Annotated in this window: 16 protein-coding genes; 4 read left to right on the forward strand and 12 right to left on the reverse strand. The window is 45.5% G+C overall.

All coding sequences use genetic code 11. From position 1 onward, the window contains the following. Positions 1–170: 170 nt before the first annotated feature. Positions 171–1,661, reverse strand: a complete 1,491-nt coding sequence (locus OM416_RS08830; protein WP_264928559.1) for a glycoside hydrolase family 43 protein — start codon at positions 1,659–1,661, stop codon at positions 171–173. Positions 1,662–1,838: 177 nt separating this feature from the next. On the opposite strand from OM416_RS08830, the gene OM416_RS08835 reads away from it, so the two are divergent. Beyond that, complete coding sequence (locus OM416_RS08835) at positions 1,839–2,741, forward strand: ArsR/SmtB family transcription factor (protein ID WP_264928561.1); 903 nt, start codon at positions 1,839–1,841, stop codon at positions 2,739–2,741. 104 nt (positions 2,742–2,845) lie between these two features. Here OM416_RS08835 and OM416_RS08840 read toward each other — a convergent pair whose 3' ends face one another. From OM416_RS08840 to OM416_RS08890, 11 genes are all read right to left on the reverse strand, one after another. After that, positions 2,846–2,995, reverse strand: coding sequence for a hypothetical protein (locus OM416_RS08840; protein ID WP_264928563.1), 150 nt, complete (start codon positions 2,993–2,995; stop codon positions 2,846–2,848). Positions 2,996–3,030: 35 nt separating this feature from the next. Next, positions 3,031–3,780 carry a metallophosphoesterase family protein gene (locus OM416_RS08845; protein WP_264928565.1) on the reverse strand — a complete coding sequence of 250 codons (750 nt, stop codon included), beginning with the start codon at positions 3,778–3,780 and terminating at the stop codon, positions 3,031–3,033. Continuing rightward, positions 3,777–4,721, reverse strand: a complete 945-nt coding sequence (locus OM416_RS08850; RefSeq protein WP_264928567.1) for a GNAT family N-acetyltransferase — start codon at positions 4,719–4,721, stop codon at positions 3,777–3,779. Before OM416_RS08850 ends, OM416_RS08845 begins: the two co-directional genes overlap by 4 nt. Before the next feature lie 38 nt (positions 4,722–4,759). Further along, the gene (locus OM416_RS08855; protein ID WP_264928569.1) at positions 4,760–5,221 is read right to left on the reverse strand and encodes a DUF6896 domain-containing protein; all 462 of its coding nucleotides are present in this window, start codon (positions 5,219–5,221) and stop codon (positions 4,760–4,762) included. After that, on the reverse strand, positions 5,218–5,847 hold the full coding sequence (locus OM416_RS08860; protein ID WP_264928571.1) for a hypothetical protein: 630 nt from the start codon (positions 5,845–5,847) through the stop codon (positions 5,218–5,220). Before OM416_RS08860 ends, OM416_RS08855 begins: the two co-directional genes overlap by 4 nt. A gap of 79 nt (positions 5,848–5,926) precedes the next feature. Beyond that, a complete protein-coding gene (locus OM416_RS08865; RefSeq protein ID WP_264928573.1) occupies positions 5,927–6,628 on the reverse strand; it encodes a DUF1361 domain-containing protein in 702 nt (233 codons plus the stop codon). A 38-nt stretch (positions 6,629–6,666) separates the two neighbouring features. Then, entirely contained in the window at positions 6,667–7,095 is a 429-nt protein-coding gene (locus OM416_RS08870; RefSeq protein WP_264928574.1) for a GNAT family N-acetyltransferase, read from the reverse strand. 26 nt (positions 7,096–7,121) lie between these two features. Further along, positions 7,122–7,532, reverse strand: coding sequence for a GNAT family N-acetyltransferase (locus tag OM416_RS08875; protein ID WP_264928576.1), 411 nt, complete (start codon positions 7,530–7,532; stop codon positions 7,122–7,124). Positions 7,533–7,660: 128 nt separating this feature from the next. Then, positions 7,661–8,887: an amidohydrolase gene (locus tag OM416_RS08880; RefSeq protein ID WP_264928924.1), complete on the reverse strand. Its 1,227-nt coding sequence runs from the start codon at positions 8,885–8,887 to the stop codon at positions 7,661–7,663. 219 nt (positions 8,888–9,106) lie between these two features. After that, on the reverse strand, positions 9,107–9,661 hold the full coding sequence (locus OM416_RS08885) for a methylated-DNA--[protein]-cysteine S-methyltransferase (RefSeq protein WP_264928578.1): 555 nt from the start codon (positions 9,659–9,661) through the stop codon (positions 9,107–9,109). A 36-nt stretch (positions 9,662–9,697) separates the two neighbouring features. Then, on the reverse strand, positions 9,698–10,402 hold the full coding sequence (locus OM416_RS08890; protein WP_264928579.1) for a DNA alkylation repair protein: 705 nt from the start codon (positions 10,400–10,402) through the stop codon (positions 9,698–9,700). 189 nt (positions 10,403–10,591) lie between these two features. Here OM416_RS08890 and mgtE point away from each other — a divergent pair, with 189 nt between their 5' ends. The 3 genes from mgtE to OM416_RS08905 all read left to right on the forward strand — a co-directional run bounded on the left by mgtE (position 10,592) and on the right by OM416_RS08905 (position 13,494). Beyond that, positions 10,592–11,962, forward strand: a complete 1,371-nt coding sequence (mgtE, locus tag OM416_RS08895; protein WP_264928581.1) for a magnesium transporter — start codon at positions 10,592–10,594, stop codon at positions 11,960–11,962. Positions 11,963–12,116: 154 nt separating this feature from the next. Then, positions 12,117–12,698, forward strand: coding sequence for a LysE family translocator (locus tag OM416_RS08900; RefSeq protein WP_264928584.1), 582 nt, complete (start codon positions 12,117–12,119; stop codon positions 12,696–12,698). A gap of 19 nt (positions 12,699–12,717) precedes the next feature. After that, positions 12,718–13,494 (forward strand): AraC family transcriptional regulator, encoded by a 777-nt coding sequence (locus tag OM416_RS08905; protein WP_264928586.1) that lies wholly within the window; start codon positions 12,718–12,720, stop codon positions 13,492–13,494. Positions 13,495–13,528 lie beyond the last annotated feature (34 nt).

The following is a 13,528-nucleotide window of genomic DNA, read 5'->3' on the forward strand; positions in this document are numbered from 1 at the left end:
CAACAAGTTTTTTAACCTTTTGTTACATGTAGATTATTTAACGACCCAATAAAGATAACAGTAGCTTCTTCCAAGTTTAAATGCCTCTCTTCTATTAGCATGTATTAATATATTTAATTTTTACACAAATTCAAAAAAGAGAAGGACCCTTAGGCACTCCCCTTAACTTCTTAATGATAGTCACACTTGAAGTTTGTAAACTCAGCTACAGCATCTTTACCCGTCGCATATAGACCAATAAGCACGCCTGTAAAACCTCCAGCCACTTCCGATGACAGGTACCTTGTCTGTGCCGTGCCTAGCAGAATCTCTTCACCATCTGCTTGAAGCAAGAAGCTGTAACGTTCCTGACTTGAGCGGATGACCAGCGTAGCATGCTGTTTATTTCCCATATCCACTTCTTTTTCAATCGATTTGATATCACCGATATTCAGACGCTCGATCACCTTATAGCCGTCTTGCTCCTGACAAATTGCCACTTCATAATGATGATTCTCATCCATATAGATCGTAACACCAGCTTCCCCATTTGTCAGGCTGACATCGACTGAAATTGTGGCATTAAATTCTTTCTGACGTAGCCCGATGAACGTCGGGGATGCCGGAACATCCAGCGTTACATCAGTTCCTGTTAGCGTAAGCTTGTCTGATTCAAGCTGATAATGCTCTGCATTCGGATGACGAAGGTAACACCAGTCGAGGTTCCAATCTGTATTTTCAAACGTATAATGCTTCTTGTCCTGCTGGATCACCGTGTCCGGGATACGATTAGTCTCAAAACTCGTCAGCGTTGTACCTTCATGCCCGGCTGTAAACCATCCGTCTTCACCAAACGTAATCGGAGTCAGGAACACTTCCCGGCCCAGATGATGGAAAGTAGCCCATCTGCCAATCTGACGGAACCCTAGGTGAAAGAGCCACCAGTTCCCCCGATCATCCTGAACCAGGTCACCATGGCCCACACCCTGCAACTCATAACCGCCCAAATTACGATTGGTCAGAACTGGATTTTGTGCATAAGCTTCGAACGGACCCGAAGACGAAGTTCCCCGAGCATACGTAACCATATGACCATACTCCGTACCGCCCTCAGCTGCAAGCAGGTAATAGTAACCGTTCATTTTATACAGATGCGGGCTTTCCAGATATCGTCCACCTGTTCCGTTCCATATCGAACGACTCGGGGTCAGTTTGCGACCAGTTTCAATCTCAATCTCACACTGGACAATTCCGCCAACGCCTTCATCATCTACCCCGTTACTCATAAACAAGGTCTTTCCGTCTTCAAAATACAAATCCGGATCAATCCCGCCTTGATCCACGTAAATAGGCTCAGACCATTCTCCGTAGATATCGTCCGTCCATACATAGAAATTCTGATGTGTCGTATCATTCGTTGTCACCATGAAGAAACGCCCGTTATTGTGTCTGATCGTTGGGGCAAATACACCCCCGGAACTGCTCACGGTCTCCAGCTGAATCTGACTTTTACGAGTGAGGCAATGACCAATCTGCTTCCAATTCAGCAGATCCTTGCTTTCAAAGAGAGGTACGCCCGGAAAGTACTGAAAAGAACTACACACCATATAGTACGTATCGTTGACTTTGATCACACTTGGGTCTGGATAGAAACCTTTAACGACAGGATTATTGTATTTCACTATACTCCACCTCTTATGATAAAATTCATAAATATAAGAATCCAACTTTGTAGCAACTAAAAAAATTAAACACCATTGGCTATAAACTTGCAATGAATCTGGATTGCATCTTGAAACTAATTTTATTGAATTAATATATATGTAATTTTAGAAGATTGAGGGAAGGGAGTTGTACAGATGATCAAAGCAAATGGGGAGACCCAGTTCCTTCCTTTATATGAGGCGCTGGCAAGCGAAGTCAGATGGAGAATCATGGACATGATTGCTGATCGCGAAATGAATGTGAAGGATATTGCTGCAGTATTAGAGCTTAGCCCCTCCATTGTCACGATGCATATTCGCAAACTAGAGGATGCAGGTCTAATCGGGAGTAGACGAGTTCGGATCAACGGAGGAACGCACAAATTATGTTACCTCAAACAAAATCAGATTGAGATCGAGCTGCCATCCGCAAGCCAAACTTTACGAACCAGAGAACAGGCGATATCCGTCGGGCACTACACTGCTTTTGATATTCACCCTACCTGTGGGCTAGGCACACATGAGAAAGAAATCGGCGTCTGGGATGATCCGCGTTACTTCCTTGACCCCGAGCGGGTGCATGCTGCTATCCTGTGGTTTGGGAAGGGCTATGTTGAATATAAAACACCAAACTTTGTCCTTCCTGACCAGGCAACCGATGCTATTGAAATATCGATGGAACTGGCGTCTGAAGCTCCGGGTTTACGGGATCATTGGCCTTCGGATATTCGTTTCACTTTCAATGGTGTTTCTCTCGGAACGTGGACAAGCCCTGCCGACTTTGGCAGAGCAGCGCGTGGCAAATATACACCAGAATGGTGGCATCGCAATGTGAATCAGTATGGATTATTGAAGACCATCCGCATTGATGCCTCTGGTACGTATATGGATGGTGAGCGGATGTCGGATATTACTCTTGAGGATATTAAGCTTAGCGAACCGTTCTGGACGCTTCGTTTTACGGTTGACGAGGAAAGCCCCAACGTAGGCGGTCTAACGATCTATGGTGCCGGTTTCGGTAACCATGATCAGGATATTGTTATTCGTGTACTGGGGTAATTTGGCTAGCTGTACAGGAATCCTCCCTTTCCTGACATAAAGGAGAGGGAGTGATGGAAAATGCTGTTCCTCAGCTAATTTTGAAGTACATACCTAATCAATTTTCATCTTTGATTTTTCAACAGGTCCTTAATTTCCCTTAACTCTGATAATATTTCTTTGGTGTGCTGGCTATTTTTTGAGTTATCTATTCCAACTTTCACAACATAAATACCGAGAAACAGATACACCACCAACATAATGATCATTCCCATGTACATCTCTCCTTTACCAAGAAACAAAAACGTCGCTAAGAACGCTCACTGTCCCCCCCATACTCTCTCTCTAACTGATTCCCATGGAATGCCTTCAAAATAAAAGCCCGATCCGGAACGTTCAACCGTTCATACGATTGCAGATACTCCCTATTGTCATATGGAACGCCAATGAATTTCACATCCACTTTGCCCTCTTGGAGATCCACGATCCCGTATTTGGCAATGGCAAGATCGTTACAGCCTAAAGCTCCCGGATTCATATAGATTCGTTGATCTGTCTTATAATAATGAAGAATATGATGATGACCAAAACAAACCAAATCATGGGCCGTCCCCTGATACCTTGCGTCCAATTTAATCCCGGATGGTTCTTTATCGATGACATCCAGCTTGTCGTTGTTCATATGATAGTGAGTTAGAAGGAACCGACGTCCTTCTACCTCTTTTTCAACAAATTTCGGTAGAGCTTGTATTCTCTTGATCGATTCTGCACTTAGGTGTTGACCAATCCATTCATGATGCTCGGCTATGCCTTTATGCCCTTCTAATGGTCCCTTATTTTGGAGCAAGCTCAATACGGCTTCTTCGTGATTGCCTGCAATCGCTATAAAATTCTCACGGCTGTACAACATCTCGATCACTTCATTGGAGTAAGGGCCAATACCGATCATATCCCCCAAACAAAATGTATACTCAATGTCTCCTCTGGAATCCATATCAGCCAATACTGCTTGAAGCGCAGGAACATTCCCATGAATATCGGTTAAGATGGCAACCTTCATTGTGATTCCTCCTCAGGAATATACATCGTCTGAATCTCCTGCACACCCGGCATAAAGCCCAGATTCAGATACACGGACTCCGCATCATTTCCTTGCATCACATACAATCGCAGCACGGGATACTGACCCTTAAGCGCATTCAAAGCTCTCTGTAACATTAGTGTAGCAAGCCCTCTTCCTCTATATGCCGGCCGAACTCCTATGCTGTATACAGCAGCCTGATTATCTTGCAAGCACAAGCGACAATTTGCAATAAGCTGTCCCGTTTCCTTGTCGTATACTAGCGTGGAGGCTTGAGTCAGAATCTCATTTGTATAATTAGGATCTTCGTCAGGTATAAAGTCAGCAAGGGAGGTTTTATTTCTTCGTGTAGCCTCAAGACTTCCTGCAAAACTCTCCAAGTCACATTGAGCAATCTCATCTTCATTCACATATTTTCTAGTGCCGGTTTCACTTTCAATAATCTCTGGACTCTTCACGGTTACCCTGCTGTCCCATTCGATTTCAAAATGATCTGTAGGCCGCTGCATCCAGCGACATCTGAACTCCACTGGCCAGAACCCAGCTCTGGCGAACAGATCGACTTGATCTGGAAGAATCTCAAAGGTCTGTATGCGTTTTGTACGATCTGACCACTGTAATAATTTATGCTTCAGAAGTTTCAATACCTCAAAGCATTGCTGGAATGGCGGGATAAAAAACAAATGATACATCTGGTTTGGCTCCATTCTCACGCCGCCTATTTTGCTTTCCCCCTTGTAAATCCAGTACGCACTGATCTTTGATGAACTGAACTCTTCTTCCCTGAAAAATCCGACATAACGCATATCATAATAAACCGTGCAATATAATCCCCATTCGGCAAAATCAGCTTTGCGAATCGAATATTCATCCGACAGATCATATTGAAGAATATCTGTAGACCATTCCGTTAAACTCATACGTCATTCCTCCTCAGTTCCAATTACATGTACAGCAATTAAAGAACCTTTCTATATTCCACCCCGTGAACATGAATTAACACATGCTGTGCCTGCAAACGTTCAAAGAAATCCAACATGTCCTTAAACGGATTCTCGAAATACGCAGTTAGGTAAGCAATCTCTGGCGTTGTTTTGATAAAATTATAAAAAAAGTAGGGGTCCATGTTACCCACATCTTCTGGACTACCAAGGGAAACCTCCAATGTCTGCCCTGTTTCTGTATTCTGGAACATACAGTGCTCACCATGAACATCAAAAAACCAGTCTCCCGTTAATTCTTCTCCTCCATGGATTGCATCCGCATTGGTCAGCATATCGTACGCACCTGCCAGGATCTCCATACGATCAGGCTGATCCGTTTCCAATATCAATTGCTCGATCAATTCCCGCGCGATTCTTTGGTACATATCCATCACAGTCAATAATTCTTCTGTAATTTCCTGGGTTATCGCCTTCATACCTTCAGATCCTTATCCGGGTATCCAATTTCTGCAATTTCACCTTCGATATCACTTAATCTCAGTTCATCATTTAATTGTTGTAGTAAGATCTCATCGATCGGCTTCATATCAAATACCTGTTCAACCAGTTTGATATCCAACGCTATCTCGTAGTAATCCTGTGCCCAAGCATGATAATATTTCGCGCCGCCTACTAAAATCTCTAACAGTTCGTATTCATGATCCCCAAGCACCGTGCCCGCAGACCACCCTTCCTGATCCGCCACACTCCAGATACAGAACGTCGTCTGATCCATTACAAATGCCGGCTCTGCCAAAAATGTATTAAATGCTTCTGGAACACGCTTTACCACATCACTCCTGTCAACCTTATGCTGAAGTGCATACTCTTTATCAAAGCCTTTAATAATCAGCCCCTTCGGACTGAATATTGCAAAATAATGATCTCCTTGCCCATCTCTCATGGATGCCATTTGCTCATTCGTGTCCCACTGGGAATTATACGAGTAATACCTGTACTCCCATTCCGGCATCAAAATGGCATCCAGCATAGCTGCTGCCTTTAGAATCTGTTTGCATTCACTAATGTGAGGAAGTTTATCGATAAAATTAAGATTACCCATCGTGTGATATTGCCTCCTTGGTGTCATTTTTATAAATAAATACGCAATGGCTGTTCTTTTACCCTTTCAAATGAAGTAATTAACTGCTAGACCTTGCGGTCAGCAAAGATACGATAACGTATCCAAAAAGTTGAACCGTAAATACAATGGCGACAAACTCAACCATCATGCTGTTCGCTGCATTGAAATCATTAACAAGATCCACGAAGATCTTCCCAGGCTGGGATAATACATCCCACGAATTCCACCGATTAAATCTTCCAATGTAGACCCCTATACTGCTTAAGAGCAAAATAATGCCCACAACCATCACGCTAACGTACTTATTTACTAATTTGTTTAACATGCCGTGGATTTGAATGATCGAACAAGTCGAGAGCAGCAATCCGATGATCGCTACAGCAAACGTCAGGGTAAGACTATACCAAAAATCAATATTGACCCAGAATCTGGTCTCCCCCTGAGCATCGAAATATCTAAATGAATGCAGAATCTCCGTAAAAAGGTAGGCCGCATTGGGCAGAAAAAAGAGCCATACTCCACACATCAACCCTACACATATCGCGCTCATTTTCGTTACTTTTTTATTGAATATGTACCTAATGCAGGATGAGATGATGAAGGGTACCCATGCCAGGAACATATCCCAACTTAAAAAGCGATACATGTTCCGATCTGTTTGCTCACTTAAATACATCACAACACCTAAACAACAACAAGTAGCCACGAGCAAGGTAACGATGAATCGGATATCTTGAACCGGATGTTTGTTATCTTTCATTTTGAGCTGCCTACTTCCCTCTCCCTGATGAATGAATGTTATAAATACTTTTTAAATGCCTTGCTGGATTCTCCGTTGTATCCCAATTTCGTATAAAAGTGATGTGCCTCTTCTCTGGATGATCCACTAGTGAGAAACATCTTCACACAATTTTTCTGCACACATACATGCTCTATATGTTTCATCAATTCAGATCCATATCCCTTGCTCTGCACATGTTCCGTAATAATAACCCGCTCAACTAAGCCGAATGGTCTATTTTCCACCAAAGCATCCAGACAAATATGTAAATGAGCCGTGCCGATCACCTGATCACCCAGTTCATACACAAACAAGAAACTGTTTGGGTTATTCCGAACTTCTTCAATACGCTCTGCAAGCACCTTGGTGTTTAAGTTGTTCGGCAATAATTCTGTATACAGCCTATCTATAACCGCTGCATCTCTAGATTCCGCCTCTCTTATCATCAAGCTCCCCCCTTGCAGCTTATTCACTAGATTTTCTTGATCAATATAATCTCCAAGGGTTGTGTATCCAGCAACAGAGCCCCTGCGTCAACATACCCCAGCTTTCGATAGAAATGTTGGGCATGTTCGTCTGATTGCGTTGAAGTCATCACGGTATCGAAGCCTTGTTGCTTCATTAGACTTTCCCAGTGATGCACGACTTTTTTGCCAAATCCGCCGTTTCGATAAGGTTCTTCAATCCAAATCATATTCATAAAGGGAAGGTTGTCCCAAAAGTACCCGTACCTCATCCATCCAACTCTTGATCCCTCGTCCTCGTCCCATAGGATGAATACTTCTTTCTCACGAATCTTCGTTTTTACAAGTGGCTGATGGATATGCAGATCTCTTTCAATGATATAGTCGTAGTCAGCTTCCGTTGCATATTCAATCTTCATTTGAATTACTCCCTTCAATAACTACGTCCATCATAACCCAAAATGTGGTATATGCGAACAGTTCCTTCCTCTTTTTCTCCCATGCCAAAAAGCCACGGTTCCCCGTGGCTCTAGACGCTCTATTTTCCTCAATCCGAAGTCGATCCGCTGACCAATTGCCCCTTGTACCATACGGCCTGCCGCGCAGATCGCCTCGCAACAGCTTCCGCCGAACAACTTGCATGAACCAGTACAAAACTCGCTGCATCACCTACCTTCGGCCATACATGCTGCCCTTGTGAATCCAGCGGTGTGATACCGCCTGTTACGAATGCCAAAGATTGAGACAAGGACAGTTCATCACTATATCCGTACAGTTCTGCGAAGCGTCCTGCTTTCTCAAGCAAATCTCCATTGCCAAAAGGAGACCAATGATCCGTCAGGCTATCTGTTGCCAGCTTCACGTTCACGCCCATACGGTGGAGCATGGGAAGAGGCATCACCGTTCTGCCAATGGGCACCGTGGAAGCAATGCTCATCCCAAGCGAAGCCATTCGCTGCGCCATATCTTCTGCTTCCTGCTGCTCTGCACGGGCGAACCAGAACGCATGACTCACGGTAACTTTGCCCTGAAGCCCTGCTGCTTCGGTCAGATTCGCGAGTTCCAGCAGCGTTTGTTTCCCAGCTTGCCCGCTATCATGCAGATGTATATCAACCCCCGCATGGTGCTGAACAGCCAGTTCAACCATGGCGTTCAGTGATTTCTCGATCTGTTCATCCACCGTATGAGGATCAAGACCGCCCACATGCGTTGCACCTTCCTTCATCGCTTGGCCCATAAGCTCCACTGAATTGGAGCGAAGCAGTCCATGCTGTGGAAAAGCCACGATCTCCGAAGAGATTTTGCCCGAAAATGATTCCAGAGCCTGCCGCGTCGCTTCCAGTCTTTTCAACCCACTGACGGGTTCAATATTGCAATGACTACGCACATGAGTTGAGCCGCACCCCTGAATCAAGGCCAGAATACTCTCCGCTTGACGCTTCGCATCTGGTAACAGCTTGGGCAGTAGAACCTTCTCTTCTTCAATACGTTCGAAAATACTGGAGATACGTTTAACGGCTGTCCATGGCCCATCGTAGTACGTTTTATCCAGATGAATATGTGCCTCCTCGAACGAAGGCAGTAGCAAAAATCCCTTGCCATCTACTTGTGGTAGATCACTAGACAACGGGTTGTTTCCATCCACGATCGCCGCGATCACTCCATCTTCAATCCGCAGATGAGCAAGGCTTGTCCGTGTCCCCGTCACCTGTTCTCCTTCTCGAACATAACTCTGCTCCACAGTCACATTGGTTAACCAGTAGGCCTGCTTCATCATGTCATCCCTCTTTTCTCACCCGGCATTACGTCCCCCGGATACCGATTGTTCTATGATCCATGGTACCATACGGTTTCACCAGGCAAAAATATGTAAAACGTTGGTTTTCCATACGCGGAACGTTTGCATGCCTTCCTTAATACATGCAAAAAAACAGGCACAATAACGTGCCTGCCCTGTCCATATCACCTTAATCTGCTTGATTCCGCTCTTCCACTAAAATTGAAACCGCGCATGCCCTCCATCGGTCACGCCTTCAATCTGTTCGATATCCAGCAGTCTGCGCTTCATCTCCAGGCCTCCACGGAATCCGGTCAGCTTGCGATTGGCCCCGATAATACGGTGGCAGGGTAACAGAACCGGAATCGGGTTGGCTCCATTTGCAGCCCCCACCGCTCGTACAGCTGAGGGTCTTCCAATCGCTGCGGCGATGTCACCATAGGTCCGAATTTCACCGTAAGGCACACGCCCTAGCTCTCTCCATACCTCCTGCTGGAAGTTAGTTCCGATCAAGTCCAGAGGGATGGCGTCTGTATAAGCCACCGGTTCCCCTGCAAAATAGGACTGCAGCCAGTCCACCATGCCTGTTCGTTTCAGAGCATCCTCATTCTCTTCCAGTTCCACGCCTGGTGCAACTTTCTGTATCCAGCCGGTCCAGTCCTCCAGTGTTTCATTGGGCATGACCACTCGGCACAAGCCTTGTTCCGTAGCGAGCAACACCCATGGACGACCGTCCAACTGCATCGTGGTGTACATCAACTTTTTTCTCATCCGTTTATCGCCCTCTCCCCGGTGGAATGCTTAATGCTAGGACGTAGCCTGCTTCTTCACCTTACGTTTCATACTGCGGATCATCTGCTTGGTCTCCGGATCAACGCGATAAGATTCCGTGATTTTCTGAAGTGCCTTATTATACGTAAAATCGTCCAGGGTATTATGCTTCAGATAACGCATAGTCACTTCAGGTTGTTTCACATAAGCCATCGAGATGGCCCAGGCGACTGCCATTTTCACGTAATACGCCTCGTGCCTAATCTGATCCAATGCGCTTAGAACCTGATCGATATATCTCTCATCCAGATAAAAATTCAACAACATCACCACACCAAACCGAATCTCATATTCCTGATCTGATCTCAGATAGGGCTGCAAGAACGCCCACATTGGCTCCGAATGAACCTTCGTATATTTCAGTCCCGCACAGAAGCTATCGCATACCGACCAGTTGTCGATCTTTGGTACAAATGCTTCAATAGCCTTCAGTAGCTCGTCCAGATCGGCCTGTACATGTCCAATCACCATCGCTTGTAGCATCACTTCTTCAAAGTATTCATCGTCTGCCGTCTCCAGATATGTGCGCCAGTCCCCAGCAGCAATCTGTTTGGCAATCTTTCGTAAGACTGGCAATCTCACACCTAGTACATTCGTGATGTTGGGAATGAGCGCAGCCGAAAATTTCTGATACTCCGGCTCAGCCAAGCTGAGCAATTGTGTTCTGATATCTATTTCCACTAACGCATGTCCTCCTCGTCTGTTGCCATACAACAAGTATATCCTTGCAGCGCTCGTTTGTAAGCCCATCTCGAATGTTTGAGCAAGATTACAATATCGTTTTGAGTACTCACTTTTTCTCCATTTGTTTAACCGCTAACCCATTTCGTTTAAAAATATGAAGCTGATCGTTTAGAAAGGAGTGTCAATATGAAAGAATCTGATTCCAAGAAAGATTTCTCCGTTGAAGAAATCACCGAACAACTTGTGCAACATGTGCAATCGCGGAACCTGTCCGATTTCTATAAATTGGTGAAAGAACTGCATCCCTACGACCTCTCACTCGTATATAAAAAGTTCCCTGAAGAAGAGACCAATCGGTTTCTGCTCCTGTTCAAACCCGATACCCTGGCGGATCTCGCCGAGACCCTCAAGCTGCATGAGCAGATCCAGCTGTTTGAACGACTCGGACCGGAACGCACGCTTGAAGTCATGCAGCAGATGGACAAAAGTGATCTGATCCGGTTCATGCACGATTTGCCTGCCAAACGCAGAGAAGAATTACTATCCAACATGAACCTGGACCACTCGGCCATTATCCGGTCCGTGCTTAATTATCCGCCGGAGACGGCAGGACGCATCATGACGGATCAATTTCGGACTCTGCTCGCCCATGAAACAGCGAAGGAAGCCTTACGACAGTCGCAAGGTACCATGCATATCTCCGCCTCCAGTTATCTATATGTGACCGATAATGAAGGCAAACTGGTCGGTGTCGTGAGTTATCGATCCCTCGCCTTGTCTGATGACAAGACCCCAGTCGAAGAACTGATGACCCGGCGGGTAATCCATGCAACGGTGGATATGGACCAGGAGGAAGCCGCACAGCTTTTGCAGCGTTATGAGTTTATGGCGCTTCCGGTGGTAGATGAGAATCACAGATTATGCGGTGTCATCCAGATGGATGATGTCATTGATATAATTATGGATGAAGCAAGTGAAGATTTAGCCAAGATGGGTGGTGGCAGCAAGGATATCGATTTTGATACCAAACCGCTCGTGGCGGTCAGACGCAGACTTCCCTGGCTCATATTGCTTCTGTTGATTGGATTGATCTCGGGAAGCATTGTGGATTTCTTCGAAGATACACTGAATCAGGTTGTCGCACTGGCATTCTTCATGCCGATGATCGCGGGTATGACGGGGAACACAGGGACCCAGTCTCTGGCTGTTGTGGTACGCGGACTGATCGGACGCAAACTCGACAAAGCCACCGTACTGGCACTGATTGGTCGGGAGATCAAAGTAGGCACGATGATAGGATTGGTGTGTGGCTTATTGATCACCGTCATTGCTTATTTCTGGCAAGGGGATTGGCTGCTAGGCGCCATTATTGGGGTGTCTTTGTTCCTCACTCTCGTCATTGGCACACTGACCGGTACCTGTATCCCTCTTCTACTTAGTCGTTTTAAAGTCGACCCTGCTGTCGCTTCTGGCCCATTAATCACTACTTTGAATGATATCTTGTCCCTGTTTATCTATTTTGGGATCGCCACACGTTTTCTCGATGCCTTGATGTAGCAGCGTGACCAGGCCGCGTTTTATGAAGCGGCTGGGTTACGCTGTTTTCCTTTTCTACATATGCAGAGTCGCATGCTGCAATAATGTACTATATGATTTTTACCTCTGGACGTATGATCATGGAACTAGACTACAACCAGAGGAGAGCATCATCATGAATCTTGCATCTTTTTTAATCTACTGCATCGTCGTTACGTTCACCCCAGGCCCTAGCAATATCGTAATTCTTTCTTCCGTGCAGCAGGTTGGGGCGCGTCAAACGATGCAATATGTGTGGGGAGCTACGCTAGCATTTGGTCTGCTGCTGACCGCTTCAGCTTTTCTCAATCATCTTCTTGCGGAAGTGTTGCCCGGAATTCTGAAGGTGATGCAGATTGTCGGCGGCCTGTATATGGTGTATCTGGCGTACCAGATCTACAAGATGGGTACCACTGAGGATGCACCGAAACAAGTTACCGGATTCTGGAACGGTTTCATCATGCAATTTGTGAATCCAAAGGTGGTCTTGTTTACCTTCACTGTCATTCCAAGTTATGTATTACCCTTTTATCAAAGTTCCTTCTCATCGTTTCTGTTCGTGCTTCTCATTACCTTTATTGGCTTTCTCGCCTATTCCAGTTGGGTTGTTTTTGGCACGGTTTTCAAAACGCTGCTGAATCGTCACCAAAAATTACTAAGTATTCTCATGGCTCTTTTTTTGTTATACTCAGCCATTATAGTATCCGGATTGATCTAAAGCTTGGGAGGTGTGCTGCATGGAACGGTTTAACTATAAAAAGTCGCAAGACGTGCTGGCACTATCCGCCAGCTTTACTGATTTCACCTATAAAAAGCATTGCCACGAAGAGTACGCGGTTGGCGTAACGCTGCGTGGCATTCAACAATACAATTTGGACGGACAATATCAGGCTTCTCACCAAAATGGTGTCATGCTGTTCAACCGTGAACAGTCCCATGATGGAAGCTCCTATGATAAAGCTGGCATTGATTATGTGATGCTCTATTTGAAGCCCGATTTGGTTGAGGAGATTATAGGTAAAAAGGAATTACGTTTCGCAACTCCCATCGTCTATGAACCCGAACTTGCACGGAGCATTCTGATGCTGAACGATGCCGTTCAACTCAGACAGGACGAAGCCGAGTGCAGCGAACGGGTCTTCGATCTGGTTCATCTTCTGGCACAGAAGGAAATGGACACCAAGCTCTGGTTACCTCAGGACAACCTGGTCCGCAAAGCCAAGGAAATCATGTTTTGCAGTACCGAAGATGTGCTCAAGCTGGACAACCTAAGCTCCGAATTTGGCATGTCCAAGTTTCAGTTTATCCGTGAATTCAAATCACATGCTGGCATCTCACCCTACCAGTTTTTCTTGAATTGCAAGGTTGAGCGTGCCCGTCAGTCCATCGAAACAAACAAGGACATCTATGCTGCTGTTGCCGATTGTGGATTCGTCGATCTGACCCATCTGAACCGACATTTCAAACGGGTATTTGGTGTCACAGCATATGAATACATGTTGCAGCTAAACTAGTTCCATCGGTGTGGTTTATAACATCGATTGAGAC

The sequence above is a fragment of the Paenibacillus sp. LS1 genome, from assembly GCF_026013365.1.
Taxonomy (GTDB): domain Bacteria; phylum Bacillota; class Bacilli; order Paenibacillales; family Paenibacillaceae; genus Paenibacillus.